21 protein-coding genes are annotated in these 25,170 nt (G+C 62.0%); 12 read left to right on the plus strand and 9 right to left on the minus strand.

The window, feature by feature from the left end:
- Window positions 1–344 precede the first annotated feature (344 nt).
- Window positions 345–3,482: a TonB-dependent receptor domain-containing protein gene (locus tag ACZ6WW_RS09355; RefSeq protein WP_465273949.1), complete on the minus strand. Its 3,138-nt coding sequence runs from the start codon at window positions 3,480–3,482 to the stop codon at window positions 345–347.
- Between the two features lie 636 nt (window positions 3,483–4,118).
- Complete coding sequence (locus ACZ6WW_RS09360; protein WP_465273950.1) at window positions 4,119–5,150, minus strand: AI-2E family transporter; 1,032 nt, start codon at window positions 5,148–5,150, stop codon at window positions 4,119–4,121.
- A 144-nt stretch (window positions 5,151–5,294) separates the two neighbouring features.
- Here ACZ6WW_RS09360 and ACZ6WW_RS09365 point away from each other — a divergent pair, with 144 nt between their 5' ends.
- From ACZ6WW_RS09365 to ACZ6WW_RS09385, 5 genes are all read left to right on the plus strand, one after another.
- Complete coding sequence (locus ACZ6WW_RS09365; RefSeq protein WP_465273951.1) at window positions 5,295–6,200, plus strand: 5'-nucleotidase, lipoprotein e(P4) family; 906 nt, start codon at window positions 5,295–5,297, stop codon at window positions 6,198–6,200.
- Between the two features lie 340 nt (window positions 6,201–6,540).
- Window positions 6,541–7,488: a hypothetical protein gene (locus tag ACZ6WW_RS09370; RefSeq protein WP_465273952.1), complete on the plus strand. Its 948-nt coding sequence runs from the start codon at window positions 6,541–6,543 to the stop codon at window positions 7,486–7,488.
- A gap of 33 nt (window positions 7,489–7,521) precedes the next feature.
- Window positions 7,522–10,128: a glycerol-3-phosphate 1-O-acyltransferase PlsB gene (gene plsB / locus ACZ6WW_RS09375; RefSeq protein ID WP_465273953.1), complete on the plus strand. Its 2,607-nt coding sequence runs from the start codon at window positions 7,522–7,524 to the stop codon at window positions 10,126–10,128.
- A 42-nt stretch (window positions 10,129–10,170) separates the two neighbouring features.
- Complete coding sequence (gene ubiE / locus ACZ6WW_RS09380; RefSeq protein ID WP_465273954.1) at window positions 10,171–10,926, plus strand: bifunctional demethylmenaquinone methyltransferase/2-methoxy-6-polyprenyl-1,4-benzoquinol methylase UbiE; 756 nt, start codon at window positions 10,171–10,173, stop codon at window positions 10,924–10,926.
- Between the two features lie 148 nt (window positions 10,927–11,074).
- Entirely contained in the window at window positions 11,075–11,722 is a 648-nt protein-coding gene (locus ACZ6WW_RS09385) for a Pr6Pr family membrane protein (RefSeq protein ID WP_465273955.1), read from the plus strand.
- A gap of 3 nt (window positions 11,723–11,725) precedes the next feature.
- Here the strand turns inward: ACZ6WW_RS09385 and ACZ6WW_RS09390 are convergent, their stop codons facing one another.
- Window positions 11,726–12,412: a glutathione S-transferase family protein gene (locus tag ACZ6WW_RS09390; RefSeq protein ID WP_465273956.1), complete on the minus strand. Its 687-nt coding sequence runs from the start codon at window positions 12,410–12,412 to the stop codon at window positions 11,726–11,728.
- 24 nt (window positions 12,413–12,436) lie between these two features.
- On the minus strand, window positions 12,437–13,351 hold the full coding sequence (locus ACZ6WW_RS09395; protein ID WP_465273957.1) for a DMT family transporter: 915 nt from the start codon (window positions 13,349–13,351) through the stop codon (window positions 12,437–12,439).
- 120 nt (window positions 13,352–13,471) lie between these two features.
- Between ACZ6WW_RS09395 and ACZ6WW_RS09400 the strand changes: the two genes are divergently transcribed.
- The 5 genes from ACZ6WW_RS09400 (at window position 13,472) to ACZ6WW_RS09420 (ending at window position 19,081) form a co-directional block, all read left to right on the plus strand.
- Window positions 13,472–13,960 carry an Lrp/AsnC family transcriptional regulator gene (locus ACZ6WW_RS09400; RefSeq protein WP_281850670.1) on the plus strand — a complete coding sequence of 163 codons (489 nt, stop codon included), beginning with the start codon at window positions 13,472–13,474 and terminating at the stop codon, window positions 13,958–13,960.
- Window positions 13,961–14,250: 290 nt separating this feature from the next.
- The gene (locus tag ACZ6WW_RS09405; protein ID WP_465273958.1) at window positions 14,251–16,113 is read left to right on the plus strand and encodes a M1 family metallopeptidase; all 1,863 of its coding nucleotides are present in this window, start codon (window positions 14,251–14,253) and stop codon (window positions 16,111–16,113) included.
- A 100-nt stretch (window positions 16,114–16,213) separates the two neighbouring features.
- On the plus strand, window positions 16,214–17,341 hold the full coding sequence (locus tag ACZ6WW_RS09410; protein WP_465273959.1) for a DUF6624 domain-containing protein: 1,128 nt from the start codon (window positions 16,214–16,216) through the stop codon (window positions 17,339–17,341).
- A gap of 59 nt (window positions 17,342–17,400) precedes the next feature.
- Window positions 17,401–18,348 (plus strand): alpha/beta fold hydrolase, encoded by a 948-nt coding sequence (locus ACZ6WW_RS09415; RefSeq protein WP_465274052.1) that lies wholly within the window; start codon window positions 17,401–17,403, stop codon window positions 18,346–18,348.
- Between the two features lie 202 nt (window positions 18,349–18,550).
- Window positions 18,551–19,081 carry a YkgB family protein gene (locus ACZ6WW_RS09420; protein WP_465273960.1) on the plus strand — a complete coding sequence of 177 codons (531 nt, stop codon included), beginning with the start codon at window positions 18,551–18,553 and terminating at the stop codon, window positions 19,079–19,081.
- A gap of 31 nt (window positions 19,082–19,112) precedes the next feature.
- On the opposite strand, the gene ACZ6WW_RS09425 is transcribed toward ACZ6WW_RS09420, so the two are convergent.
- The 4 genes from ACZ6WW_RS09425 to ttcA all read right to left on the minus strand — a co-directional run bounded on the left by ACZ6WW_RS09425 (window position 19,113) and on the right by ttcA (window position 23,253).
- A complete protein-coding gene (locus ACZ6WW_RS09425) occupies window positions 19,113–19,883 on the minus strand; it encodes a M48 family metallopeptidase (protein ID WP_465273961.1) in 771 nt (256 codons plus the stop codon).
- A gap of 229 nt (window positions 19,884–20,112) precedes the next feature.
- Window positions 20,113–21,030, minus strand: coding sequence for a recombination-associated protein RdgC (locus ACZ6WW_RS09430; protein WP_281850676.1), 918 nt, complete (start codon window positions 21,028–21,030; stop codon window positions 20,113–20,115).
- 120 nt (window positions 21,031–21,150) lie between these two features.
- A complete protein-coding gene (locus tag ACZ6WW_RS09435) occupies window positions 21,151–22,350 on the minus strand; it encodes an amino acid aminotransferase (RefSeq protein ID WP_465273962.1) in 1,200 nt (399 codons plus the stop codon).
- 39 nt (window positions 22,351–22,389) lie between these two features.
- On the minus strand, window positions 22,390–23,253 hold the full coding sequence (ttcA, locus tag ACZ6WW_RS09440) for a tRNA 2-thiocytidine(32) synthetase TtcA (RefSeq protein WP_465274053.1): 864 nt from the start codon (window positions 23,251–23,253) through the stop codon (window positions 22,390–22,392).
- A 107-nt stretch (window positions 23,254–23,360) separates the two neighbouring features.
- On the opposite strand from ttcA, the gene ACZ6WW_RS09445 reads away from it, so the two are divergent.
- Together ACZ6WW_RS09445 and ACZ6WW_RS09450 are read left to right on the plus strand one after the other, a co-directional pair.
- On the plus strand, window positions 23,361–23,567 hold the full coding sequence (locus ACZ6WW_RS09445; protein ID WP_281850679.1) for a YdcH family protein: 207 nt from the start codon (window positions 23,361–23,363) through the stop codon (window positions 23,565–23,567).
- 6 nt (window positions 23,568–23,573) lie between these two features.
- A complete protein-coding gene (locus tag ACZ6WW_RS09450; protein WP_465273963.1) occupies window positions 23,574–24,167 on the plus strand; it encodes a GNAT family N-acetyltransferase in 594 nt (197 codons plus the stop codon).
- Window position 24,168: 1 nt separating this feature from the next.
- On the opposite strand, the gene ACZ6WW_RS09455 is transcribed toward ACZ6WW_RS09450, so the two are convergent.
- Window positions 24,169–25,164 (minus strand): HlyD family secretion protein, encoded by a 996-nt coding sequence (locus tag ACZ6WW_RS09455; protein ID WP_465273964.1) that lies wholly within the window; start codon window positions 25,162–25,164, stop codon window positions 24,169–24,171.
- Window positions 25,165–25,170 lie beyond the last annotated feature (6 nt).

Raw genomic sequence — 25,170 nt, forward strand, 5'->3', positions numbered from 1 at the left:
AAGGAGCCTCCTCCTGGCTTCCCTTCCTTCGGAACGTGGCGCGACGAGGCCCGTGTCCCCTTATGTGCCTGACCCCAAATTCAGACAGTCGTGCTTGACAACTGTTTAACATGGACATTTCGCGCACGCAACATTTAGTTGCGAATTTTACATATCCGCAAGAAGGTAGGGTTTTTTATAACTCATTGTATTTGCTTGCCAATATAGGTTTCGCGAAACTTACGGCAGCAAATCGCCGCGCCGAATAGCCCGTCTTCTACCCCGTATCCAAAAACAAAAAAACCGCACGGACCTGAGGTCCGTGCGGCTTGGTGTATCCCTGCCCAGAATGGCAGGTATGGCGTTTACAGCGAGAAGTCGTATTCCGCGTTGAGCTGCACGTAGCGCGGCGGCTGGAAGCCCGTCGGGGTCAGGTAGGTCGACGAGTTGAACGTGCTGCCGGCGATACCCAGGTCCGAGTTGTAGTTCGCGTTCTGGACTTCGTTTACGGTCAACACCTGATGCTTGTTGAACACGTTGAACACGGTCGCACGGAGCGTCACGCCCTTGGCCCACTGCGGCTTGTACGAGCCGTTGAGGTCGAGCTGCCAGTAGTTCGGCGTGGTGCCGATCGAACCGCGTGGAGCGGTATGACCGTTGGTACCGTCGGCAGCCGTGCAATACAGGTACGGCGAGGCGCCGCCCGAACCGTAACCGCCGATCACGTTGTCGATCGGCGCATCACCGTAGCAGTTCTCCGGACGGCCGGACTGCCAGATGAAGTTCGCGCCGAGCTGCCATTCGTTGGTGATGTTCCATGCACCGAACGCCTTCAACGTGTGGCGGCGATCGTTCGGCTGATTGCCGTTGGCACCGGTCATGAGTTCCGGATAGTCGAACAGCTCCGATGTACCCGTGTCGGCCTGACCGATGTTCGAGTCCACCAGACCTTCCGAGTTACCCCAGGACTTGGCCCACACGTAGGAGACGTTCAGATAGAACTTGTCGTCGAAGTTCTTTTCCGCCGTCAACTGCAGGGCGTAATAGTCACGCTTGTACTTGGGCTCGCCGAGCTGGGCCGCGCTCAGATGAACCGGATAGAGCTGGTTGCTGCCCGCCACCAACGGCAACTGCAGGTTGATGCCGCTACCCGGATTGAAGATGTAGCAGCCCGGCAGGCCTGGGTTATCACCCGGAGGCGACAGCGAGTTCGGATCCAGGGCCATGCCATACGTTGCGTTGGCATAAGCGGCGACCGGACGGAAATCGCAGGTGTCGTCAATGCCCGTCAGCACCTTGCGGTAGATCGCTTTCGCACCCAACGTCCAGCCAGCCAGCTGCTGCTGACCGCCCAGGATGAACTCACGCTGCTTGAAGGGCTTGAGGCCGGACGAAGCTACCGACTGCGCGGGCGGGGTCACACCGGTCTCGCCGTTGGCGTACAGCGGGTCGCCAATCGGGGTCAGGCCCTGCGGCACGCCGGTCGTCGGATCGATGCTGGTGTAGTTGTACGTCTGGATGCGATACAGCGAAGCGGCGGCACCGCGGATGGCGACGCCCGCGTCGACCGGCAACGAGTAATCGCCGGCGCTGGCGTAAATCTTCGTCGAGGAATCACCATTGACATCCCACGACACGCCCAGGCGCGGCTGGAGATTGTGACCCTGACTGAGATAGGTCTGACCCAGGCCGTTGCGGTTGTTGAACTGGTCATTGCGCAAACCCAGACGCGCGACAAAGTTGTCCGTGATGTGCCACAGATCCTGCACGTATTCGGCGCGCTGCGTGATGCCGACCTTCGCACCCGTCGCGAATACGGTCTGGGTGACGGTGTTGTCCGCCGGAGAAGCACCCGACGTCGGCGACAGCGGATCGTACTCGTACAGAGCGCCGCCCTCGTAGACCGTACCCGTGTTGGACTTGGTCACGTCGCGCGTGAAACCGCCGGACAACTCGTGGTCGCCCACTTTCCACTGCAGGTCGATACGACCGCTGGAACGCGAGTCTTCGCCGTCTGCGCTGGTCAAGGAGCCGCCAGGCACAAAAGCGCACGACTGGATCGGCGCAATCTGACCGGCGATAACTGGGTTACGCCTGTCGTTGATGCCTGGGCAGCCGGGTGCAAAGGGCGCGTCGGCAAGAATGCCGTCATAGCTTTCCACCGTGCCGTTAGCCGAAACAGCGGTGTTGATGCGCTTGTTCTTGCTCTTGCCGTACTGCACCTGGACGTTGAAATTGTCGGTGATGTAGCCGGTGTACTTGAGGATGTTGGTCTGACCACCGGCCTTCTGCTTGAACACACCCTGCTGATCGAAATGATAGGGGTTGTTGTTCGGGTCGAAGCCGTAGTTGTACACATCGGTCGTGTAGTGACGGGTATCGCTGAAGCCCGTGTACTCGAGGATGTTGTTCTCGTTGATGTTCCAGTTCATCTTGACGAGCCAGTACGGATCTTTTTCCTGCGTCTGCTGGAATCCGCCACCGTTGGTGCCGCCGTCGGGAATGAAGCCGGCGTAGTTCTGGTCGTTGGTCTTGGTCTGGCTGACCAAGGCAAAAATGAACAGCTTGTCCTTGATCAGCGGGCCGCCCAACCAGGCGCTCCAGCGATTGCTGAAGTCGACGGGGCCGCCCGTATTGCTGTTTCCGCCGGAGAAGTTGCGATTGCCGCTATTGACCTGCTGCAGCGCACCGTTGTTCTTGTAGATGGTCGGGAAGCTAGCCTGCAGGCCCACCGGATTCCAGGTGTCGTCGATACCACCCTTCCACTCGTTCGTACCCTGCTTGGTCTGGATCGAGACCACGCCGCCGGTCGAGTTGCCGTATTCCGGACCGAACGCGCCATCCTGGATGTTTTCCGAGTCGATCGCCTCATACGGCACCTGCGCGAAGCTGAGCGAATCGAACTGATTGGTGACATTGAAGCCGTTGACGTAGTAGGAGTTCTCCGCCACCGACGAACCGCCGAACGAGGCCAGGTTACCGAACGCCGAGTCGCCGCGCGTCACACCCGGCGCGAGCAATGCCGCAGCCGTCACGTTACGGGCGATGGGGAGCGATTTGAGCTGATCGGCCGTGAAGGTGGTGGTCGTCTGCACGGAGGACACGTCGATCGCCGGAAGGGCATTGGCCTGGACCGTGATCGAACCTAGCTGAGTCGCGTTGGCGCTAGCCGCTGCAACCGCGGTACCGGCATCCAGGTTGAAGCCGGTGCCGGCCGAAACGGTGATGTCGCGGGTAACCGTCTGGCCTTTTTGTGGGTAACTGATGTGATAGTTGCCCGGGACAAGCGCCGCGGCACGGAAACGGCCATCGTTGTCGGCCGTGATGGTGCGTACCTGGCCACTGCTCACATTGGTCAGCTGCACCTGCGCGCCGGGATCGGCCGTACCGTAGGCGATACCCACGGTGCTCTGCGCCATGACGGCACCACCATAGACGCCCAGCGCCAGGGCAACGGACAAAACAATCTTCTTACGCGCGAAACGTGCGTACTGCATAGACATGTAGGTACTCCCCTCGAAAATCTCGAAAAAAAGCAAAAAACCTAACAGCGAAATTCGGCTAGGTGTTCTTGTGTCGGCCCTGGTCAATTCGCCTGCTCAGTACCCCACCGACGCAGCGCGAATACCCTCCACCGCAGGGCCGCTTGATTCCGAGAATACGTATTCAAGAGAAATGTTCAAGTTTCGTTTTTTTCTCACGAAACCCCTATATTTTGCGCCTTTTTTTTCAAGTTCTTGCCATCGAAACTTCTTGTGATTCGCTTTTTCTTTCGACAGCTAAAATCTTTGTTTTTTTATTCTCGAAATTATCAATGAATCAAATGGAAATTGATTTAGAAATCGATTTATTTATCCTGCAAACCAGGCAATGCAACTTCGAAAATGCAAAGGCGACGAACCTCGCCAGATTCGAGCGATAGCAATGGTCAGGGGCGACATCGCCGTCCTCGTCTGCGGTCGATCGTGTTTTTCGATCCGATGTCCGCCACGGTGAAATCATGCCCGGTCGCAGGGGAAAAGTTTCTGCGCAGACAAACCGGCAAATTAGCTAACGAGTCTATCGTTTCAACTGCAACAATATCCTGCGATTCGCTTCAACTTGCGGACCGTGCCCTTGCGATCGACCATTCTTGCGCCTCAGACGAGCCTCTCCTGCTCCAGCTCACTCTTGAGATACGCGTAGTAGATGGGCGCGGCGATCAGGCCCGCCAACCCGAATGCGGCCTCCATCACCAGCATGGCAATCAGCAATTCCCACGCCCGTGCTCGGATCTGCGTGCCGACGATGCGTGCGTTGAGGAAGTACTCGAGCTTGTGGATCAGCACCAGGAAAGCCAGCGCCGCGACGCCTACCCATAGCGATACCGACAGCCCGACAACGGTGATGGCGGTGTTGGAGATCAGGTTGCCTATCACCGGCAACAGGCCGGCGAGGAAGGTCACCAGGATCAAGGTCTTGGTCAATGGCAGATGGATACCGGCCAAGGGCAGCACGACGACCAGGAAAATCGCGGTGAAGACCGTATTGACGACTGAAATCTTGATCTGCGCGAACACGATGTTGTGGAACGCCTCGGCCAGCCGCTGACAGCGCAGTCCCATGGCGGCGGCCAGCGGACCGACCTGATGCGCCGGCCGTGCACGACTCAGGGCGACGATCGCACCAAGTACGAGGCCGATGAGAATATGCACCAGGGCACGCGCAGCGCCCTTGCCCAGCAACTGCAAGCTGCTGGCATGCTTGCGAGTCAGCTCCAACGCCATGATGCGCAGATCGTCAACGCTGTCGGGAAGCCAACCGGTGATCGACGGCGGAAGTTGCTGGCGGGCCTTTTCGACCAGCGGCATCAACTGGACCTGCCATAGCTGCTCGGGATTGCCGATCTCGTTGCGCAGAAAGCTGACGGTGCTAAGGATCAGCAGCATCAGCAGGCCGACCACGATCGCGCCAAGCACAGCTACTACCAGCACGCGTGCGCGATCGCTGGGAATGCGCCGCCCCAGCAACGGCGCCAGCGACTGCACCAGCTCGAATACCAGTAGCCCGGCCAGCAACGCCGGCAACAGGTGCAGCAGCAGGATCAACAGCAGGCCCAGGCCCACCAGGATGTAGCTGGCGACGGTAATGACAGGCTGCGCGGGGCGCGGGGCGGGCTGATGAAGGTCCATGGATCGGCCGCATAGGAAATTGCGGGGAGTCTGTCAGTACCTCGCCGCTATCGCCAGCCCTGCCACCCTGGGATCTGTTCAGACACAGTGCTGTCGTAAACTTTAGCGAGATTATCCGTTTGTCTCAGCCACAGGGTCCAAAGCATGTCTATCCGTTCATCGGCAACGCTCGCCGCACTTGTTCTGCTCGCCGGTTGCTCGTCCGCTCCGTCTCACCGTGATGCCCATGCATCGACGATAACGGAGCCGGCCCTCCCCGCTGCGTCCACACCCGCGACGTCCGCCGACGACAATCTCAATGCGGTCGCCTGGACCCAGACAGCCGTCGAGCACGACCTGATTTATCTGCAGACCTACCGCGATGCGCAGAGCCGGTTGCTGGCCGCGATGAAAGACAAGCAATGGGACGCGCTGGCCAAGGATGATCGCGTCGCTCCCGCTGCCGGTCTGAAGCCCGCCGTGGTGCTGGATATCGACGAGACCGTATTGGACAACTCGCCCTACCAGGCGCGCCTGATCAAGAGCGGCGGCGAATTCAACGAAGCCGACTGGGCGGCCTGGTGCAAGGAAGAGAAAGCACGTGCCCTGCCAGGCGTGGTGGAATTCACCCAGTTCGCCGCGAAGCACGGCATTGCGGTGATCTACGTATCCAACCGCGCCAAGGATCTGGACGAAGCCACTCTGGGCAATCTGCGTAAGGCGGGCGTACCGGTATCGGGCCCTGAATCCTTCCTCGGCCTGGGCACCTTTGTGCAGGACTGCGAGCAGGTCGGCACCGAGAAGGGTTGCCGTCGTCAGCTGATCAGCCGCAAATATCGCGTGCTGATGCAGTTCGGCGATCAGATCGGCGATTTCGCGAACGTGCTGGCCAACACCGCCGAAGGTCGCCAGAAAGCCATCGCTCCCTATATGGCCTGGATCGGCACGCGCTGGTTCGTGTTGCCGAACCCGAGCTACGGTTCGTGGGAGCCGGCACTGTTCAACAATGACTGGAGCCTGCCCCGCGAACAGCGCCGGCAGCAGAAGATCGGCGCGCTGCGCTACAACTGACCCAAGCCAATTCTTTAATATCAATAGCTTAGATATGTATATGTAAGGTATTGCCTTAGCTTTAACGGAGAAGTAATATCTCCCTCGCCAAATCCTGCTGACCTCTAATTCACTGCAGGCGAGGCCATTTCCCTTCCGGCTCTGCCGGATTACCCCGCGAGGCCCAACGCCCGCGGGGTTTTCTTTTAGGGCCTGTTGACGCTCAAGCGTAGCCCCCGGTAACAGGCACCAGCGGCAGCGACGACGCGCCTTCCGCCTCTTGTTTAGGCGCCACCCCCACCTATACGCTCCGCCGGCCGTCCCGCCTGGCTGCGAACAGCCACTCACCGCGAGATCACCCATGCGCAGCCTTCGCTTTCGCTCGTTTCTGTTTATCGCCGCCACCACCCTGGCCCTTGGCGCCTGCCATGACAAGGACCAGCAGCAAGCTGCGACATCGGGCGGCGAGACGCCGGAAGCGGCGGTGCAGCAGTCGGTCACCCTGATCAAGAACGGTGACTTCGCCGGGTTCTGGAAGCACGCCTTGCCGCCCGCGGACTTCACCACACTCCAACTGGATTGGAGCAAACCCGATCCCGACCGCCAGCCGCTTACCGACGAGCAACGGGCCGAGTTCACCAAGAACTACACCGCCTGGACCGAGCCGGATGCGGAAAACAAGCGTTACGCCGAACTCAAGCCGAAGCTTGTGCAGCTCTCCCAGCAGTATCGCGACCAGATGCCAGTGATGATCGGCATCGTCCAGCAGATCGCCAAAACCGGCGTGGAGCAGGACAAGAACATGACCGCCACGCAGAAAGCCCAGGCCAATGCGGTCGTCGACACACTGGCGCCCTGGGTGCAGCAGGCGCCATGGTTCGACCAGGACAAAGCCAGGCAGAGCGTCACCATCGTCGTCGCCACGGCGCGCAAGCTGGATCTGAAATCGGCCGATGAGCTGCGTGGCATGGATTTCGCCACCGCCATGCAGAAATACTCGATCGGCTATGAAGGCTTGAAGCAGGTGCTGAATCTCTATGGCCTGTCGCTGGACCAGACCTGGGACTCGGTCAAGCTCAGCACGATCGAGAACGCCAACGGCCACGCACGCGTAAAGATCGACTATGTCCTGCTGGGCAAGCCGCTTTCGACCGAATCGGTGCTGATCCAGCAAGACGGCCGCTGGTACAGCGAGGACCTGCTCAATAACGCCCGCGAGACGCATAAGCGGCTCAGCGAACCGGCGCCCAGCACAACGGCCGCGCCGGCGCCTGCGGCATCGACCGTCACCGCCAAAACGAGTTCTTAAGAGGCGGAGCGCCGCAATAGTTACAATAGCGGCATGCCGACTATCTCGACCGCGGATTCCACCGCCTCCCGTAGCCGTTCCCCCTGGTGGTTTCACCTGGCCGGACAGATTCTTGAACCCTGGGTGCGCCTGCGGCGCGACCCGGCCGAGCCGGCTGCCATGCTGCAGCCCGGCGTGCCGGTCTGTTATGTCATCGAGCGCGATGGGCTGTCCGACGCGCTGATCCTCGAGCGCGCCTGCCGCGAAGCCGGCCTGCCCAGCCCGATGCAGCCACTCGCCGGCACGCGACGCCGGCGGTCGGTCTTTGCGCTGGCCCGCCGCGACGGCTGGCTGTTCGGGCGCAACCGTCATCGCGCACCGAACGAACCGCTCGGCCAGTTGGTGCGCTCGCTGGAGGCACAGCCCGATCGCGACATCCAGATCGTTCCCGTGTCGATCTATGTCGGCCGCGCGCCCAACCGCGAGAGTGGCTGGTTCAGCGTGCTGTTCTCGGAAAACTGGGTCGTCGTCGGCCGCTTCCGCCGCATGCTGGCGCTGCTGCTCAACGGCCGCGACACCGCCGTGCACTTCTCCGCCCCGGTGTCGTTGCGCAGCGTGGTCAACGACGCTGGCGATGTTCGCCCTGAACGCTTTGCGCGCAAGCTGGCACGCGTTCTGCGCACGCATTTCCGCCGTATCCGTGCGGCGGTGATCGGGCCCGATCTGTCGCATCGCCGCACCGTGGTCGACGCCGTACTCAATGCCGAGCCGGTGCGCGAGGCCATTGCCGCGTCGATGAGCAAAGAAAACCTGAGCCATGCCAAGGCGTGGAGCAAGGCGCGCAAGCTGGCGATGGAAATCGCCGCGGATTATTCGCATCCGGTGGTGCGTTCGGTCTCGTTCCTGCTGTCGAACTTCTGGAACAAGCTGTACGACGGTATCGCCATGCACCACTTCGACAAGGCCCGCGCTGCCGCGCCCGGCCACGAAGTGGTGTACGTGCCTTGCCATCGCAGCCATACCGATTACCTGCTGCTGAGCTATCAGCTGCACATGGCCGGCGTCGTGGTGCCGCATATCGCCGCAGGCGTCAACCTCAACCTGCCGGTGATCGGACCGATCCTGCGCCGTGGCGGAGCATTTTTCCTGCGCCGCAGCTTCAAGGGCAATGCGCTGTATTCGGTGGTGTTCAACGAATACCTGGCGCAGCTGATCGATCGTGGCGTACCGATCGAGTACTTCATCGAAGGTGGCCGTTCACGCACGGGTCGCCTGCTTGCTCCGCGTGCCGGCATGCTGGTGATGACGGTGCGTGCGTTCCTGCGTGCGCCGCGCCGCCCGGTGCTGTTCCAGCCTGTCTATATCGGCTACGAGAAGCTGATGGAAGGCAAATCGTATGCGGGCGAGCTGTCCGGCAAACCCAAGGAAAAAGAATCGCTGCTCGGTCTGCTGCGTGGCCTCAAGGTGTTGCGCCAGCACTACGGCCATGTCGCGCTGAATTTCGGCGAGCCGATCGAACTGACCCCGCTGCTCGACGCCACCGGCTCCGACTGGCGAGCCGCCAGCGGCGATCCCGATGCCAAGCCGGAATGGCTGAACAGCGTGGTCGACAGCCTGGCCGACAAGATCCAGATCAATATCAACCGCGCGGCGGACGTCAACCCGATCAACCTGCTCGCACTCGCGTTACTGGCCACGCCCAAGCATGCGATGGCCGAGAACGATCTGCTGGTGCAGCTGGAGCTGATGAAGGCATTGATCGCCGAGCTGCCCTACTCCGACCGCGTCACGCTGACCCCGATGGACCCGGCTGGCATCATCGCCTATGGCGAGCAGATGGGCTGGATTCGCCGCGTGCGCCATCCGCTGGGCGACGTGCTGGTTACCGAGGACGAACAGGCGGTATTGCTGAGCTATTTCCGCAACAACGTCCTGCACTTGACCGCCACCGCGGCCTGGGTCGCCTGCTGTTTCCTCAACAACCGTCGCATGACGCGCGTGTCGATCCTGCGCCTGGGCAAGATCATCTATCCGTTTATCCAGGGCGAGTTGTTCCTGCCCTGGGATGCCGAAGGTTTCTCGCAGCAGCTGCAGGCGACCATCGATTTCTTCGTGCGTCGCGGCCTGCTCGAATCGACCGGCGAAGGTCGCGTACTTGAACGCGGCCCCGGCCAGGATGACGGCGCCTATCAGCTCAAGGTGATCGCACGCACGCTCATTCAGGCGTTCGAGCGCTACTACATCACCATCGCGGCGCTGGTAAAGAACGGCCCGCATACGCTGACCGCCGCCGAGTTGGAAAACGCATGCGCGCTGACCGCGCAACGACTGAGCCTGCTCAACGAATTGTCCGCGCCCGAGTTCTTCGACAAGGCACTTTTCCGCGGTTTCATCCAGAAGCTGCGCGAAAGCCGTGTCCTGACCACCGACGAAAACGGCAAGCTCGACTATGACCGCGCACTCGAAGACATGGTGCGCGATGCGCGCGTGATCCTGTCACGCGAAGTACGCCACTCGATCCTGAAGATCACCCCGGGTGGCGACAACGAAAAAGAAGGCGTGCTGACCGAAGAAGAAACCACCGCCAGCCCGCCAAGCACGAGCGAAGAGCTGCATGATCGGCATGTCGAAACCGAGCACGGCGAACACGAACAGCGCTGACCGCGCCCCTGAGCCTTCGAGCAAACTGGTAGCATGAACACCATGAACGAGCAGCCCCAGAACACCACTCATTTCGGCTTCCGTGACGTCCCGGTCGGCGACAAGCAAAAGCTCGTCGGCCAGGTGTTTACCTCGGTGGCGCGCAGCTATGACCTGATGAACGACCTGATGTCGTTCGGCGTACATCGCTTGTGGAAGCGCCATTTCGTGGCGGTCAGCGGCGTGCGTCGCGGCGATCGCGTGCTCGATCTGGCCGGCGGCACCGGCGATATCGCCGCGCTGCTCAAGCCGGTGGTAGGCGAGGAAGGCGATGTCGTCGTGGGCGATATCAACGCGGCGATGCTGAGCGTCGGTCGCGATCGACTGACCGACCGTGGGCTGGTCAACGGCCTGCGCTGGGCGCAGCTCAATGCCGAGGCACTACCGTTCCCGGACAACAGTTTCGACGCCGTGACGATGGCTTTTGGCCTGCGCAATGTCACCGACAAGGAAAAGGCGCTGGCCGATATCTGCCGCGTGCTCAAGCCGGGTGGCCGCGCGCTGGTGCTGGAGTTCTCGCGCGTGCAGAACGAGCTTTTCAGCAAGCTCTACGATTTCCATTCGTTCAAGGTGCTGCCCAAGCTCGGCCAGCTGTTTGCCGGCGATGCCGACAGTTACCAGTACCTGGCCGAGTCGATCCGCAAGCATCCGGACCAGGAAACGCTCAAGAGCATGATGGAGCGCGCCGGCTTCGGCCGCGTCGATGTGCGCAACCTGACCAATGGCATCGTGGCGATTCATCGCGGTTATAAGTTCTGATTTTTGGTTTCGCCGCGGTTTGGGGAGTCTCTCAAACCTCTCCTATCCGTCATCCCGGCGAAGGCCGGAATGACGATAAAAACTGAGGTTATTCCGGGTTTCCTTCAGCTGCGACCATCCGAAGAGCAAAAACACGGAGTAGCCACTCATGCCGAACCGCTATCGCCCGCTCGCCCTGCTCGGTGCCATCGTCGGCTGGTTCGGCCTGTTGCTGCAGCTCTACCTCACCATCGAACTCAAGCGTATCGCCGGTGAGGGCATCGGCGCGGCGCTGTGGCTTTACTTCGGCTACTTCACCATCCTCAGCAACATCCTGGCCGCGTGGGCACTGACCGCTGCAAGCCTGCGGTCGGATCGACCATCGATACGGTTCTTTCAACGCCCGGGCGTGCATACCGCCATCGCGATGAGCATGACCGTGGTAGGTCTGGTCTACAACATCATGCTGCGCCAGCTCTGGCACCCGCAGGGCTTGCAGATCATCGGCGACAACATCATGCACGTCGTCATGCCGGTATGGTTTCTCGTCTACTGGTGGCTGGGCGTACCCAAGCAGACGTTGCACTGGCGCCAGGTGTGGGTGTGGCTGCTGTATCCGGCCGCGTACTTCGTCTACGCCTTGCTGCGCGGCGCGTATGACGGCTGGTATCCCTATCCCTTCCTGGACGTGAAGGCGATCGGTTATGCGCAGGTGCTGCTCGACGCGATCGTTGTACTCGCCGCCTTCCTGGTGATCGCCCTCGTGCTGATCGCACTCGGGCGATGGCAGGCGCGCCGGCTTCCGCTGGCGGCCTGATGCTCAACCGGTTGCGCGAAGATCCACCAGCACGCGACCCACGCGCGACATATCCACTTCATGCGGGCCATCGCGCCAAGTCTCCGCGACCGCTTGCGCATACCAGGTCTGCAGCGAGGGCAACGCCAGCATGCGCTCGACGTAAGCCTTTGCAGCATCGCTCAGCGCAAGCCCGTAGGTCTGCACGCGAAACACCACCGGCGCAAAGAACGCATCGACAGCCGTAAATGCCTTGCCGGCAAGGAACGGGCCGCCGAAACGAGCCAGCCCTTCGCTCCACAATCCATCGATGCGCGCGATATCCGCATGCACGGGAGCCGGCGTGTCATGCAGCTGCACGCGAACGCCGCAGCTCATCAGGCAATGATCGCGCAATGCCTGAAAGCCGCTGTGCATCTCCGCAGCCGCACAACGCGCCCAGGCGCGCGCGCGGGCATCGGCCGGCCATACGCCGGGATGACGCTCGGCCAGGTATTCGGTGATGCCCAGCGAATCCCACACGACCACATCGCCATCGTGCAGGCAAGGCACCCTGCCGCTGGGCGAAACGCGCAGAAACTGACCGCGTGCAATCGTTTCGTCGAACGGCTCGATGCGCTCCTCGAAAGGAATGCCCAAGGCCTGCATCAATACCCATGGCCGCAACGACCACGACGAGTAATTCTTGTTGGCGATATAAAGCGTGTACACGTTTTCTCCCCGAGAACGATGGCTTCAATGCTTGAGTGCGACCGCCTGCGCCGGTACGGGTACGGCACGGCGACGTGCATTGACCAACACCACGCCCGCCACCGTCAACACGCCGCCGGCCAGGGTCAGCCAGGTCGGCCGCTCGCTCAACCACAGCCAGCCGATCAATACGGCGATCGGCGGCGACAGGTAGATAAAGCTGCTGACCTGCGATGCCGATGCACGCTTGAGTGCGATATTCCAGGCGATATAGCCGACAAAGGTCGGCGCGACACCCAGCCACAACAGGCTGGCGAGGTGCGAAGCGGGAGCTTGCATCACGGCCTCGCTCAAACCGGACAGGCCGAACGGCGCCGCGCCAAGCGTGCCGCCGAAAAAGGTCGCGGCGGTGACGCCCAAGGTGCTGCTGCGAGCGAAGAACGGCTTTTGCCCGACGAAGTAGATCGCCGAAGCGGCCACGCATATCAGCACCAGCGCCGCCATCGGCTCGAAGCTGAGCTGCTTGCCACTGGTAAGCACCACCAGGATCACGCCGGCCAGTGCCACGCCCAGGCCGAGCAGCTTGCGCCCACCCAATCGCTCGCGCAGCCAGATCGCCGACAGCGCCGCGGTCGCACCGGGCACCAGGGAAATCAGGATCGCCGCCGTGCCGCTGGCGATGCGCGTTTCGGCGTAGCAAAGACACACGTGGTAGACAGTCAGGCCGATCAGCCCCAGCCCGATCAACGCCGGCCAGTCGCGATGGGCCGGCATCGGCACCCGCTTGACCAGCAGCAGTACGCCAAAGCACAGCGAGCCGATCAGCAGGCGCGCGAACGCCACCTGCCCGGGCGTAAACGACGCGAGGCTATACGCGATCGCCGCGTACGCCGAGGACCAGGTCAATAGAGCAATCGCGATCGCGATAAGTGCGCGACCGTCCAGACGTTCGTTTTCCATGGATGCACCGGGGAGGGAGAACGCGAATATCCTAGCGAGGACACGAAAAAGCGTGAATGATGGATCATAGGCTCATCCATCGATTTACCATCGATATCCTCAAAAGACGGTGTTCTGGCTATGGAATCGAAACTCGAACTGGACATCAAGGATTGGCAACTGATCGAGGCGCTACAGCAGGATGCGCGCCTGGGCTATGCGGAGCTGGGCCGCAAGGTGCACCTGTCGGCGCCGGCGGTCGCCGAGCGCGTCAAGCGCCTGGAGGAAGGCGGCGTCATCCGCGGCTACCGCGCGGTGATCGAACCCAAGGCGCTCGGCTTCGGCCTGGACGCGATGGTGCGCCTGCGCTGCGACGGCGGCGTGTGCGCGCGCGTGGGCGAGCTGGTGGCCGACATTCCCGAAGTGATCACCTGTCGGCGCCTGGCCGGCGAGGATTCCGCGTCGCTGCGTGTGGTGGCGATGTCGGTCTCGCACCTGGAAAACATCCTCGACCGCCTGCTCAAGATCCATCCCAGCATCAGCACCACCACGCTGGTGGTACTGCAGACGCCGCACGAGGACCGACCGCTGACACGGGCGATGTGGAATGTGGCGTTGGAGAAGTCGTGATTCGGCTGAAGCGAGCTTTTCGTCGAAGCGATTCCATGAGTTACCTCTGTTTCCATCGTCGCCCCGGCGAACGCCGGGGCCCAGCGTCTTTCGCAACTTGAAGCATAAGGCGCTGGGTCCCGGCCTTCGCCGGGACGACGGATAGGAGAGAGCTTCTAGTAGATTGCTGCACTCGCACTCGTTTCCGAAACAGCAATGAGATTTCGACCCGAATCCCCAGTGCCCCTGGTCATGAAGCCCTAGCCCAGGCGCAGTGGCATACTTGACGTTTACCGTCAGGGAAGCCCCACATGCGCCTGTTGCCTGTCTTCACGGTCGCCGCGTTCGTACTGCCCGTAACCGCCTACGCCGCCGACCCGCACTCGTACGCTCAGCCGGACATGGTCCGGGTGAGCCATCTGGATCTCGATCTGAAGCTGGACTTCACCAAGCGGGAACTGGATGGCCAGGCCACGCTGAAGCTGGACTGGAAGAACCCCAAGGCAAAGGACCTCGTGCTCGATACGCGCGACCTGAAGATCGCCAGCATCGAGGCCGTGGCCGCCGACGGCAAGACCAGTCCGCTGAAGTACGCCCTGGCGCCGCGCGACAAGGAACTGGGCAGCAAGCTGACCATCCAGGCGCCCAAGCACCCCGGCCAGGTTCGCATCGTGTACACCACGGCACCGGAGGCCTCGGGCCTGCAATGGCTGACCCCGGCCCAGACGGCGGACAAGAAACTGCCTTTCATGTTCTCGCAGTCCGAATCCATCCATGCGCGCTCCTGGGTGCCGCTGCAGGACTCGCCGGCGATTCGCTTTACCTATAAGGCACATGTCAGCGCACCCAAGGAAGTACGCGTCGCAATGAGCGCGCTCAACGACGCCAGGCATCCGCTCGACGGCGATTTCAGCTTCGAGCAGCCGCATCCGATTCCGTCCTATCTGCTGGCGATTGCCGCCGGCGACCTGCAGGTGAAGGAAACCGGCCCTCGCTCGGCCATCTACGCCGAACCGAGCATCGTCGGCAAAGCCGCGCATGAATTCGAAGACACCGAAAAGCTGATCGAAACCACCGAGAAACTGTACGGCCCGTATGCCTGGGGCCGCTACGACATCCTGGTGCTGCCGCCTTCGTTCCCGTACGGCGGCATGGAAAATCCGAACATGACCTTCGCCACGCCCACCGTACTGGTCGGCGACAAGAGCCTGGTCTCGCTGGTGTCGCATGAGCTTGCGCATTCGTGGTCGGGCAACCTGGTGACCAGCGCCGCGTGGCGCGACATCTGGTTGAACGAAGGCTTCACCACCTATGTGCAGGGCCGTATCACCGAAGCCGTCTACGGCAAGGCGCTGGCCGACGAAGAAGCGCTGCTGTCGGCACGCGGGCTGCAGAAGGAGCTCGAGCACATGCCGGCGAACTCGCAGAAGCTCGCACCCGATCCGCACGGTGTCGGTGCAGACGATTCGCTTTCCGACGTGGCCTACTCGAAGGGTTCGTGGTTCCTGCGCACGCTTGAGCAACGCTTTGGCCGTGACGTGTTCGACGCCTACCTGAAGGGGTATTTCGCCCACTTTGCGTTCCAGAGCATCGATACCGAGCAAATGCTCGATTACTTGAAGCCCAACCTGATCGACAAATACCCGGGCAAGATGAGCTGGGACGAAGTGAAGGAGTGGGTCTACGAGCCGGGCGTGCCGAAGAACGCGCCTCTGCCCGACTCGCCGCGCTTCACCGCCATCGACAAGGAACGCGCCGACTTCCTCGCCGGCTCGCTCGATGCGTCCAAGCTGGACGCCAAAGGCTGGAACACGCAGGAATGGATGTACTTCCTCGACCGCCTGCCCGACGTAGCGCCGCTGGACAAGCTCAAGCAGCTCGATGCGGCCTGGCACCTCACCGGTACGCCGAACGCCGAGATCGGCATGCGCTGGTACAGCCACGCCATCGCCGCTGGCGACAAGGACGTATGGCCGGCCGCCGCCGAACATATGACCCGGATCGGCCGCCTGTACCTGACGCTGCCGCTGTACAAGTCGCTGGTCGCCACGCCCGACGGCCTGGCCTTTGCCCAGCAAGTCTATGACAAGGCCAAGGCCGGCTATCACCCGCTGACGCAGCAGGCCGTGGAAGGCGTGCTCGCCAAGGCAAAGAAAGGCGACAAGAAGTCGTGATCTCAGTGGCCGCGCCGGGTTTCGCAACTTGGCGCGGCCATTCGTTTAGCATGCGTCGGCGGTTCGTCCGCTCGATCTAGCGCATCAGGAAGGATTTCGCATGAAAGCTTCAGCAAGACTGGCATGGACGGCGCTCTGTTTTGCGCTGATGTCGACCGCAATGGCTGCGCAGACGGTCGTCCCAACCCAACCCGCATTGCACGATGCCCTGATTGCGCTGGACAACACCCCCGGTACCGCGCTCGACGCCGCTGCCGTGCATCGCCTCAAGGCCTTGATCGGCCAATACGGCTGGCCGACCGTCAAGAACGCCGGGCGTGACGGCGTCGACGCCATTGGCCACCTGACCGAACGTGCGGGCATCGACGAAGATTTTCAGGGCGACGCCGAATCGCACTTCGCCTCGCGCATCGGCATCGATATCGATGCCCTCGCCTTCGCCGCGCTTAACGACCGGATCGAGGTGGCACACCAGCGGCCACAGCAATTCGGCACGCTGCTCGCGCTCGAGAAAGGCAACGTAGTGACATCGCCCGCGATCAAGGCATCAACGGCCAACGCGTATCGTGACTCGGCCGGCCTGCCCTTTTTGGACGTCTATCTGAAACAGGTGCAAACCCAGGTCGACGGCGGCAAATCGCTTGCCGATGCCGCGGCCATTCCGCGCCTTTCGACAGATAACCATCCGGTAAGCAACCCGCAGCTGCGAACCGATCTGCATGAAATGGTGTCGTCGGAACAAGTCGCACGAACGACCTATGTCATGAAAGGCATGAAAGAGGGTTCGGCCGAACAGAAACGCATCATAGCCATCGATGCAGCACATCTGCCACGCATCAAGGCGATCTTCGACAAGGTCGGCTTTCCCGACGCCGCCATGGTCGGACGCAGCGGCGTCTCCAACTTCTTCCTGCTTGTCCAACATGCGGACCGGGATCCGGCATTCCAGGCCAAAGTGCTGGAAAAGGCCGAGCCGCTCATGCATAACGGCGAACTGTCACGTCAACAGTTTGCCCTGCTGACCGACCGCGTCTTGCTGGCGCAAGGCAAGAAGCAGCGTTACGGCTCGCAGGTGGAGGTCAAGGATGGCCGCAGCGTGCCGCTGCCGATGGAAGACGCCGCGCATGTCGACGAGCAGCGCGCGACCATGGGCCTGGAACCTCTGGACGACTACCTGAAAGAATCGGACGCGATGTACGCGCCCGCAACAGCCGCAAGCAGCCATTGATCGATATGAATACGAACAACCCCGTTACCTCCTCCACGCAACGCCCGCTGTGGCAGCGCATGCTGATCCGTCGCCTGAAGTTTCTCGCCATCGTGGCGGTCGTGCTTGGCGTCGCGTTCGGCGGCAGCTACCTGTTCGCCCCGCAATGGCTGATGCGCGCCGATGCCGCGCGACAAGCGATGGCCGCGCATCTGGAGACGCACTCGGTCGACGTGGGCGACACGCACTGGGTTTATTACGAAAGCGGCCAGGGCAGTATCACGCTGGTCATGCTGCATGGCTTTGGCGCAGACAGGAATGTCTGGCTCAAGCAGGCCAAGATTCTCGGCGAACACTTCCACGTGATCATCCCCGACCTGCCGGGCTGGGGCGAATCCACACGCGTGGACGGTGCCAGCTACAACATCGATGCGCAGGCGGCACGTCTGAACGACTTTGTCACCGCACTGCGCTTGCAGCGCTTCGTGTTGGTTGGCCATTCGATGGGTGGTGCGATCGCCGGCGTGTATGCGGCCGAGCATCCCGAGCACGTCGCCGAACTGGTGCTGATGGATTCACTGGGACTGAAGACCAATCCCAACGACTTCACCCGTGCCGGTCTGGCCGGCAAGAATCTGTTCGACTACGACGACCGTGCCGGTTTCGAGCGCGCCACCGCGCTGACCTTCGCCACGCCACCGCAAGTGCCCGGCCGTATCGTCGATGTGCTGGTCAAGCGCAACATCGCCAACCGTGCGTTCAACGACAAGGTCTTCAACGAGCTGCGTGACGAGTCGCAATACCTTTCCCTGCAGAATCGCCTGGACAAGCTCACCATGCCGGTACTCGGCCTGTGGTGCCATGACGACAAGGTCATGGACATCTCCGGTCTGGACAGTCTGCGCAATGGCTTGAAGAACTCCAGCGCGATCAGCTCGAGCATCTTGAATGGTTGCAATCACATGCCGCTGTTGGAAAAGCCCGATGAGGTGGCGCGCATTATCACTTCCTTCGCCTTGTCGCACTGATAACAAAGGCACCGAAATCAGCCGGCACGCGACTCAAGCCGACTTTTCTTCATGCATATGAACATGTCCGGATGCACGAGCAGCATATCCGGACGTTGAGGTGATGTCGGAACGAGACCGAGCTTTTATCGTGGAGGCACTTGAGGATGATCCGCTTCGCGGACAGCCTCAGGCCGTCCCCGCCTACATAGGAGCCACGATCTTGAACACTCCACTTAATACATCTGCTTCGAATCTGTCGTACGTCACGCAAGGATATTCCGAACCGAAGAAGGCGCTCGTCTCGCTGTCCGGCACGTTCGAGATGCGTCTGTTCAGCGCCGTCATGGTGCTCATCTTCTTCATGTTCGGCTATACGAAGTGGTTCGATTACGAAGCACAGGGCCTCGTTCCGTTGATCGGCAACAGTCCGATCCTCGGCTGGATGCATACCGCTTTCGGCGTGCACGGAGCCAGCTACGCGCTGGGCGTGGCCGAATGGGGCATCGGCTTGTTGTTATTGGCCGGTCTTCGCTGGGCGCCTGCAGCCTTTCTCGGCGCCCTGGGTTCGATCGTGACGTTCGCGATCACGCCGACGATGATTTTTTCGACGCCAGGCGCATGGCAGGCTTCTGCCGGCGGTTTTCCCGCCATGGGCGGCGCCACCAGCTTTCTGATCAAGGATCTGGTGCTGCTCGCCGTGTCCATCGCTATGCTGCGCCACACCGTGCGTGCGTGGCTCGCGAAGAAATGAGAAACAACGACGGGCGAGACGAGAAGGAAAATTAATCGGCAACGTCGGCGATCAGCCGATCGAGCTCGGCCTTCAGAATCGCCCCATTTTGGCGCAGCCAGTCGCGTTCTTCACGCCATTCGGGAAACAGGCTTTCCACCTGTGTCCAGAAACGCCGCGAGTGGCTGCGCACTCTCAGATGGCAAAGCTCGTGCACCAGCACATAGCGCAACGCGGTCGGCGGCGCTAGCGCAAGCGCAAGATCGAGATTGATGCGATCGCGAGTGTCCAGACTGCCCCAGAGGCTTTTCATCGGACGAATGCGCAATGCTGTAGGCGCCAGCCCCAACTGCGGCACATAACCGGCGAGCCAGCGCGATACATCGCGGCGAATCTGCGCTTCGAAATACGATGCAAGCAGACCGCGCGCAACAGGTAACGCCCGCGTATGCGGACGCGGAATGATCAGCGTCACGCCACCGTCGAACGGCTCGACCTTCGGATACGGGCCTTCGGCCCACTCCAGCTTGGTCACCTCGCCGCGCAACGGAAAATCGGTGGCATAACCCAGACGCAACGGCGGCAGCGGCTTGGTGACCAGATGCAGTTCGTCGAGCTTCTGCTCCAGCCAGTCCGCATGACTGCGCAGGAACGCGCTCACTTGCGCCGGATGCGTGCCATTGGGGTACGTAACGCGCGCGCCCTTGGGCGTGACGGTGAGGCGCAGACGACGCGAGCGTGGATGCACGCTCTTCTGCACGCGGATGACGTTGCCACCCGTGGTTGCCAGTTCCAACCAGTCGCCTTCCAGATGCTGCGCCATGGTGTTCCGGTTCCTGCCTGCACGACCTATCCCCGAGGGGGACTCCTACTCTACGCCGTGGCGAGGGGTCGCCGGCGGGGTGAGAGCATTCTGCTTGGGGGAGGCTGAAAAACTTGTCATTCCGCAGCCGGGGCCCCTCCCTGTTCAGGTTTCCGAGGAAACCTGCCGGGAAGACCAATATGGGGCAAGCTTGCCCCCGTCCCAAGACGGGCAGATGACCGGATCGGTGTCAGGCATCGGCTGGGCGTGGCAGCCCGAACCACTCTTCCAGCTTGCCCAGTAGGCGCTCCAGCTCCAGGGTGAGCAGGGCAAAACGAGCATCCATCTCGGCTGCGGCGTCCTGCTGGCTGTCGCCCATCTCGTCCAGGACCGCGTCCAGGAACTTCATCTTGCGGACGATCAGGTCCTCGCCGAGCACGAAGCTGATGCGCTCATCAAAGGTGAGACCGAGCTGAAACACCTGTTTGCCATTGCGCAGGTGCTCCTTCACCTCCTCGCTTTCCAGGTCCTGGCGGCGGCAGCGGGCGATGGCGCCGGTAGCGGTCGCCGGGTCGCGCAGCTCGCATTCGTCGCCCAGGGCCAGGCCGCCGGGCAGATTGCCGGTGGCCAGCCAGTCGGTCATCAGCACACGTGGGCCTTCTTCGGGCGCCAGCGGCACAGCCGGGAAGCTGCCCAGTGCTTCGCGCATCTGGGTCAGCGCGTTCTCCGCCGACTTGCGGCTGGAGGTGTCGAGCACCAGCCAGCCATGACGCTTGTCGACATAGGCGGACATGCGCGAGCTGCGCACGAAGGCACGCGGCAGCAGTTCGGTGAGCAGGTCTTCCTTGATCCGCTTGCGCTCGCGGCCACCCACCTTGCGCCCTTCTTCCTCGGCGATCTTCTGCACCTTGCGCTGTAGCTCGTCGTTGACCACCGCCGAAGGCAGCAGCTTGTCCTCGCTGCCAACCGTCACCAGCGTGCATGCCTTGACGGCATGCGTCATGGCCGCTTCCTCGCCGCGCCCCACCGGCGGCACGAAACCCTTGGTGCCCATTTCCAACGGGCCACAGGGGCGCAGACGATGCTCGCCCAGCACTTCATCGAGGCGATTGAGATCTTCGGCAACGGCGGGAGAAAAACGGAACAGCGTGAGATTGCGGAAGAACATGAATAATCCGATCAGGAAAATAGTTTCGTCGTCCCGGCTTTTGCCGTGACCCAATATCTTTCGCTCAAAGACACAGCCAGCATGCCCCGGCATAGGCCGGGGCGATGTCCGTGCAGGCAGTTATTTGCTGACAGCGGCGACGGCGTTGACCACCGTATCGAGATTCGCGCGATTGAGCGCCGCCACGCAGATACGACCGGTGCCGATCGCGTAGATGGCGAACTCTTCACGCAAGCGATCAACCTGCGCCTTGCTCAAGCCCGAATACGAAAACATACCGGCCTGGCGCTGGATGAATTCATACCGGCCCAAGCCCTGCGCGGCCAGCTTCTCGACCATGCCGGCACGCATCGCATGGATACGTTCGCGCATTTCGGTCAGCTCGCTTTCCCACAGCGCGCGCAGTTCGGCACTGCCGAGCACGCCGGCGACCAAAGCGCCGCCATGCGTGGCCGGGCTGGAGTAATTCGAGCGAATGGTGCGCTTGACCAGCGACTGCACGCGCTGCGCTTCTTCGCGATTGGCGCCGACGATCGACAAGGCGCCGACGCGCTCGCCGTAGAGCGAAAACGACTTCGAATACGAATTGGCCACGACGAACGAATCGATGCCCGAGGCGGCAAACAGGCGCACCGCAGCAGCGTCCGCATCGGTGCCCTTGTCGAAGCCCTGGTACGCCATGTCGATAAAGGGCAGCAGATTACGCTCCTTCACCAGTTCGACGACCTGTTGCCACTGCTCGACGGTCAAATCGACGCCAGTCGGGTTATGGCAACAGGCATGCAGCAATACGACGGTACCGGGTTCGAGCTTGCCCAGATCGGCCAGCATGCCGGGGAAATCCAGGCCATGCGTAGCGGCGTCGTAATACGTGTAATCGACCACTTCGAAACCCGCCGCCATAAACACCACGCGGTGGTTTTCCCAGCTCGGGCTGCTGATCGCGATCTTGGCTTTGGGGAGCGCCTTGCGCAGCAGATCGGCACCGACCCGCAGCGCACCGCTGCCACCGATGGTCTGCGAGGTGGCCACGCGGCCCGCCTCGAGCAGCGGCGATTCGGCACCGAAGACCAGGCGCTGGGTGGCCTGGTCATAAGCGGCCAGGCCATCGATCGGCAGGTAACCGCGCGGCTTGCCCTCGCGCGCCATCGCCTCTTCCACTTCGCGCACGGCACGCAGCAGCGGAATCTTGCCTTGTTCGTCGCAGTAGATGCCCACGCCAAGGTTCACCTTGCCCGGGCGCTGGTCGGCCACGAAGGCCTCGGTCATCCCGAGGATCGGATCGCCCGGGGTCATTTCAACGGAAGCAAAAAGGGACACGGCGCTACTCACAAGTGAAGGACAGTCAAAAGAAACACATTACGCGTCATCGGAGGTTCCGGCCAGCCATGCATGGACATCGACTGGCGGTGCTTCCACGCGCGCACCGAGCGAAGCGAAATCGAACAGGGCGCGGTCGGTCAGCTGCGACGGCGCGACATTGCCCAGCGCGCGAAAAATCGTCTCGCTGCGCCCGGGCTGCTGACGCTCCCAGTCTTCCAGCATGCGCTTGACCGCCTTGCGCTGGAGATTTTCCTGCGAGCCGCACAGGTTACAGGGAATGATCGGAAATTCGCGCGCCTGTGCGTATTCGGCGATGTCGCTTTCCTTGCAATACGCCATCGGACGGATCACCACATGGCTGCCGTCGTCCGAGCGCAGCTTGGGCGGCATCGCCTTGAGGCTGCCCTGGTAGAACATGTTCAGGAAAAACGTCCCCAGGATGTCGTCCCGGTGATGCCCCAGCGCGATCTTGGTGATGCCGTTCTCCGACGCCCAGCGATACAGCGCGCCGCGCCGCAGGCGCGAGCACAGGCTGCACATGGTCTTGCCGGCGGGAATCACCCGCGTGACCGTGCTGTAGGTGTCCTGCTCGATGATGTGGAAGGGCACACCACGCTCACGCAGGTATTCCGGCAGGACATGCTCGGGGAAATCCGGCTGCTTCTGATCAAGATTCACCGCGATCAGCTCGAAGCGCACCGGTGCCTTGGCCTGCAGGGATAGCAGCAGGTCGAGCATCGTGTAGGAGTCCTTGCCACCGGACAGGCACACCATCACCTTGTCGCCGGCCTCGATCATGTTGAAGTCGGCGATCGCCTGGCCGACCTGATGACGCAGGCGCTTGGCGAGCTTGCCGGCCTCGTAGGCCTGCTTGCGAGAGGGTTCGGGCTGGGCGGACATGAAGGGAGGAAAGATGAAGGGACCTGCGGCCATTGTAACCGCCCCGGGGCCGGCCGGCTGGCGTACACTTGGGGTTCCACCGCCGTTCCTTTAAGTGCCAAGTGCTCATGCCGGTTCAAGATCCCGCCCAAATCGCCCATCTCCTGGCCGAGCTGCGGATCGAGCACCGCGACCTGGACGCCGCCATCGAGCATATGGCCGCGGCCATCGGCCGCGACGAGCTGCAGCTCACCCGGATGAAAAAGCGCAAGCTCCTGCTCAAGGACGCGATCGCGCGCCTGGAAAGCAAGCTCATTCCCGATCTGGACGCCTGAACCGGCATGCCCCTGCCCCTTGCCGTGCTGGAAGACGACCATGTCGCCCTCGAGCCGCTGCAACCCGATCACATTCCGGGCCTGGAGGCGGCGGCTGCCGATGGCGAACTCTGGAACCTGTGGTTCACCAGCGCGCCGGCGCCCGGCAAGATGGGCCAATACGTGGACAAGGCCCTGGCCGGTCATCAGGCGGGATTGATGCTGCCGTTCGCCGTCCGCGAAAAGCGCAGCGGTGAAATCGTTGGCACCACGCGTTTCTACGACTATGTGGACGATCCGCGTCGCGTGGCCATCGGCTATACCTGGTATGCGAAACGTTGGCAGAAAAGCCACGTCAACACCGCCTGCAAGCGCCTGTTGCTCAAGCACGCCTTCGAAACGCTCGGCTGCGTGGCGGTGGAGTTTCACACCGATCATCGCAACCAGGATTCGCAGCGCGCCATCGAACGGCTGGGTGCCGTGCGCGAAGGCGTGCTGCGCAACCACAAGCGCCGGCCTGATGGCTCACTGCGCGATACGGTTTGCTACAGCATTCTCGATCGCGAATGGGCGGATGTGGAGAAGTGGTTGGGTTTGCGGCTTGGGCGGTTGACGACCTGATTCACCGATGCGGCTGCACCTCGATCGTCGCCGTCATTCCCGCAGCCAACAGCGTCCCCTCCGGCATGTGATCCGTATCGATCGCAATGCGCACCGGCACGCGCTGCGCCAGACGCACCCAGTTGAACGTCGGATTGACCTTGGCCAGCAGATCGGTACCCGTGGGATTGTCCGCATCGGTGATGCCGCGGGCGACGCCGATGATCTTGCCGTCGAGCCGCGTACCGCCACTCATCAGGCGGATCTTCACCGGGTCGCCGATACGCAGGTGCGGAATCTTGGTTTCCTCGAAATAGCCGTAGATGTAATAACTGTGGCTATCGATAAGCGCCATGCGCGGACTGCCAGTGGCGGCGTAATCGCCGACGCGCACGTCCAGGTTGGTGACATAGCCATCGACCGGCGCGCGCACGGCGGTGCGCTCCAGGTTCAACGTAGCCAGATCCAGCGATACTTGCGCCTGCTCCACCGCCGCCTGCGCCTGCGCACGCGCCGCATTCGCCTGATTGCCGCCGGCCTGCGCCTGCTGCCAGCTTGCCAGGGCGGAGTTGGCGGTGGATGCGGCATCGGCGCGGTCTTCCTTGGCGATCAGCTCGCCCAGTTTCTCGCGGCGATCGGATTGCTCCCGGCGCATCTGGAACTCCGCCTTGCGTGCCGCTGCGGCAGCGAGCGCCGCGTTGATATTGGCGCCGGCGGCACGCGCATTGGCTTCGGCCGACGCGAGGTTGGCCTGCGCCAGCGACACTGCATTGCGGTAACGCTCCTGGTCGATTTCCATCAGCAGGTCGCCCTTGTGCACGAAATCGTTGTCGTATACCGGCACCTTGGTCACCAGCCCTGACACATCGGGCGCGATCCGCACGACTTCCGCGCGCACGCGTCCGTCCCGCGTCCACGGCGAGTAGATGTAGTGCCGCCACAAGGCGTGGCCGAGAAAGGCCGCCATGACGACCACCAGGGCGGTGATCGCAACGCGAAGTATGGATTGACTCTTCATGACACG

It is taken from the genome of Dyella sp. NPDC103356, from assembly GCF_055584465.1.

What these genes read in the sequence shown, in the direction of transcription:
- ACZ6WW_RS09425 (WP_465273961.1), bottom strand. Translation starts at nt 19,883, where the DNA reads ATGGCGCAGCATCTGGAAGGCGACTGGTTGGAACTGGCAACCACGGGT.
- ACZ6WW_RS09355 (WP_465273949.1), bottom strand. Translation starts at nt 3,482, where the DNA reads ATGTCTATGCAGTACGCACGTTTCGCGCGTAAGAAGATTGTTTTGTCC.
- ACZ6WW_RS09385 (WP_465273955.1), top strand. Translation starts at nt 11,075, where the DNA reads ATGCCGAACCGCTATCGCCCGCTCGCCCTGCTCGGTGCCATCGTCGGC.
- ACZ6WW_RS09450 (WP_465273963.1), top strand. Translation starts at nt 23,574, where the DNA reads ATGCCCCTGCCCCTTGCCGTGCTGGAAGACGACCATGTCGCCCTCGAG.
- ACZ6WW_RS09370 (WP_465273952.1), top strand. Translation starts at nt 6,541, where the DNA reads ATGCGCAGCCTTCGCTTTCGCTCGTTTCTGTTTATCGCCGCCACCACC.
- ACZ6WW_RS09455 (WP_465273964.1), bottom strand. Translation starts at nt 25,164, where the DNA reads ATGAAGAGTCAATCCATACTTCGCGTTGCGATCACCGCCCTGGTGGTC.
- ubiE (WP_465273954.1), top strand. Translation starts at nt 10,171, where the DNA reads ATGAACGAGCAGCCCCAGAACACCACTCATTTCGGCTTCCGTGACGTC.
- ACZ6WW_RS09395 (WP_465273957.1), bottom strand. Translation starts at nt 13,351, where the DNA reads ATGGAAAACGAACGTCTGGACGGTCGCGCACTTATCGCGATCGCGATT.
- ACZ6WW_RS09400 (WP_281850670.1), top strand. Translation starts at nt 13,472, where the DNA reads ATGGAATCGAAACTCGAACTGGACATCAAGGATTGGCAACTGATCGAG.
- ACZ6WW_RS09360 (WP_465273950.1), bottom strand. Translation starts at nt 5,150, where the DNA reads ATGGACCTTCATCAGCCCGCCCCGCGCCCCGCGCAGCCTGTCATTACC.
- ACZ6WW_RS09415 (WP_465274052.1), top strand. Translation starts at nt 17,401, where the DNA reads ATGCTGATCCGTCGCCTGAAGTTTCTCGCCATCGTGGCGGTCGTGCTT.
- plsB (WP_465273953.1), top strand. Translation starts at nt 7,522, where the DNA reads ATGCCGACTATCTCGACCGCGGATTCCACCGCCTCCCGTAGCCGTTCC.
- ACZ6WW_RS09430 (WP_281850676.1), bottom strand. Translation starts at nt 21,030, where the DNA reads ATGTTCTTCCGCAATCTCACGCTGTTCCGTTTTTCTCCCGCCGTTGCC.
- ACZ6WW_RS09410 (WP_465273959.1), top strand. Translation starts at nt 16,214, where the DNA reads ATGAAAGCTTCAGCAAGACTGGCATGGACGGCGCTCTGTTTTGCGCTG.
- ACZ6WW_RS09445 (WP_281850679.1), top strand. Translation starts at nt 23,361, where the DNA reads ATGCCGGTTCAAGATCCCGCCCAAATCGCCCATCTCCTGGCCGAGCTG.
- ACZ6WW_RS09405 (WP_465273958.1), top strand. Translation starts at nt 14,251, where the DNA reads ATGCGCCTGTTGCCTGTCTTCACGGTCGCCGCGTTCGTACTGCCCGTA.
- ACZ6WW_RS09365 (WP_465273951.1), top strand. Translation starts at nt 5,295, where the DNA reads ATGTCTATCCGTTCATCGGCAACGCTCGCCGCACTTGTTCTGCTCGCC.
- ttcA (WP_465274053.1), bottom strand. Translation starts at nt 23,253, where the DNA reads ATGTCCGCCCAGCCCGAACCCTCTCGCAAGCAGGCCTACGAGGCCGGC.